Raw genomic sequence first — 2,321 nt, 5'->3', positions numbered from 1 at the left:
GCGCGTGGTCAATTTTGCTCACATTTACAAATTGAAAACGGCCTCAGCGCGGGGGGGGCGGGCTGAGGCCGTCATTTTCATCGGATGCTTGGGGGGCGCCATGCATCCGGTCGCCTATCACAAGCTGCCACGAAGCCATCGGTTCCAGGGATTCAGGCCGGCGCGACGAGCGACGTCATGGGAACGTCCAGCGCGTACACGAAGCCAGTCGGGGCATAGGCCAGTTTGACCTGGCCTTTCAATTGCTGGCCGAGAGATCCGATCAGGCGTGTCCCAAAGCTCTGCCGGGAAGGAGCAGATACCGCGGGGCCGCCTTTTTCCGACCACGTCATCTGTAGCCGTTGCTCTGCCTCGTCGACGACCCATGCGATGTCGATACTTCCCCCTGGCACCGACAACGCGCCGAATTTTGTCGTATTGGTGCAGAGTTCGTTGAGCGTCATCGCGAGCGCAATCACCGCGCCCGATGTGATTTTGATGTCGGGTCCCGAAATCGAGAACCGGCCTCGGCCGCCGCTGTCATACGGCTCGGTCGCGCCCCGAATTGTACCCGCGAGGTCCGCGTTGGCCCATCGGGCCTGCAAAAGCAGATCGTGCGCTCGCCCCAGCGCGATCAGACGCCCTTCAATAGCCTGTTGGCCGTGCTCAATGCTGGTCGCTGTACGCAAGCTTTGAGACGCAATGGCGCTCACTGTGGCAAGCGTATTCTTGATCCGGTGGTGCAATTCTTCCAGGATGAGCTTCTTCAATTTATCGGCAGCTTCGCGTTCCTTGGCTTCTATGCCCGCTTGCGCCAGTAAAACCTCTGCGTCGATGCTCGCCTGTTCGAGCAACAAGCGAAGACTATCGTTTTCTGCCGTCAGGAATTCATTGGAAGCGTTACCGTTCGACGCTCGCGGTGCGCGATGGCTGTGATGTTCAATGAGGCCAGCGGCCGGCACAAGCAGGGAGATATCGGGGGGGATGAGTTTTAGTGCGCCCTCACCAATCATTTCCCGTAATTCAGCGATCATCCGCTTCACCTCAAGCGGCTTCCCAAAGAAGCGGCTGTCGGCGGGTTTTTCGCCGTCGGTCGGCGTCAATTTACCGGACACAAGAATGATCTTGATCGACGGCCACCGCTCGTGGACGGCGTACGCCAGTTTCAGGCCATCCATACTCCCGGGCATCTGGATATCCGTGAACAGAAGATCTACATCCGAGCGAGATTCGAGAATGGCGAGGGCTTCGTCGGCATTCGCGGCTTCTATCGGGATGAAGCCTGCGTCCTCCACGATGTCCACCGCGCGCATGCGCAGCAGCATCTCGTCTTCGACGACAAGAACCTTGGGTGGCCCCGGGCTGTCCGGCAAATCCATGGAGGCTTCGGTGCTTTCCTGGTGGGTAAGAACATCAGTTTGGGCTGCCCACTCGTCGCTTCGAACACGCGAGCACACTCGTCAAAAACCCATTGTGGGCCCCTTGTAGCACAGGGCCGATGGAAGCACGGCCTGAAGGCCGATTTAAATGTGAGCACTTTTGCTCACTTCTCAGCGCGGAGGAAACGCCGCAGGCCGGGTGGTCTGTCTGTATCGCGTTCTCGCAAGAGCGCATCTACGGCCGCTTCGTCTCGTTGCAGGCCGACGCGGTTGAGGTTGAGACGTTGGAGAAGCACGGAGGCAGTTAGACAGGAATCGCCGTCATGGTCTCAAATCTTCTCGGCAATGCGCTGACCCACGGCGCTGCCGACAAGCCCGTCAGGATTGGAGCCTCGACCGCCAATGGGATGTTCGTGCTTTGGGTCGCTAACTCAGGCGAACCGATCCCGGATGCGGTGGCGGCTCAACTCTTCCAGCCGTTTTTCAGGGGGCAGGTGCGCGCCAGCATTCAAGGGCTGGGTCTCGGTTTGTATATCGCCTCCCAGATCGCCGAAGCCCACGACGGCACGCTTACGGTCGCATCCACAGCGGAGGAGACGCATTTCACGTTTCGGATGCCGCTGCGGTGATCGACACTTCTGCGAGCCCATCCGCTGTCACTCACGGCTGACAAGCAAAACGCGGAAGTCCGAAGCCGCTTAACGCGACGCCTGATTGTCGTCGTCTTCGATCCTGAGCGCAGCCAGTCCCACATTGCGCAAACGCATCACGTCGCGCTCGCCATCCCTCACCGCATCGATAATACGCTTGGCGATGACCTCGTAGACGATGGGCGGCTGTCCGCTATCGTGAAGCTCCTTGCAGGCGCAGTCGAATGCCTCACCCATGATCCTGGTCATGCGATCGTCAAAGACGGTGCCGGTCTTTCGGATAAACGGCAGAATGGACGCCACGTGTGTTTCC

The 2,321-nt window shown here is 59.3% G+C and carries 3 protein-coding genes; 1 reads left to right on the top strand and 2 read right to left on the bottom strand.

The window, feature by feature from the left end; genetic code table 11:
• Positions 1 to 152: 152 nt before the first annotated feature.
• The gene (locus WB528_RS03535) at positions 153 to 1,358 is read right to left on the bottom strand and encodes a sensor histidine kinase (RefSeq protein WP_423887048.1); all 1,206 of its coding nucleotides are present in this window, start codon (positions 1,356 to 1,358) and stop codon (positions 153 to 155) included.
• 323 nt (positions 1,359 to 1,681) lie between these two features.
• Between WB528_RS03535 and WB528_RS03530 the strand changes: the two genes are divergently transcribed.
• Positions 1,682 to 1,987 (top strand): sensor histidine kinase, encoded by a 306-nt coding sequence (locus WB528_RS03530; RefSeq protein WP_423887047.1) that lies wholly within the window; start codon positions 1,682 to 1,684, stop codon positions 1,985 to 1,987.
• 69 nt (positions 1,988 to 2,056) lie between these two features.
• Here WB528_RS03530 and WB528_RS03525 read toward each other — a convergent pair.
• Positions 2,057 to 2,321, bottom strand: a 265-nt coding sequence (locus WB528_RS03525; protein WP_423887046.1) for a hypothetical protein, incomplete at its 5' end; no start/stop codon positions are given.

The organism is Bradyrhizobium sp., assembly GCF_049586575.1.
Taxonomy (GTDB): Bacteria; Pseudomonadota; Alphaproteobacteria; order Rhizobiales; family Xanthobacteraceae; genus Bradyrhizobium.
This window is presented reverse-complemented; position numbering and strand designations above follow the sequence as displayed.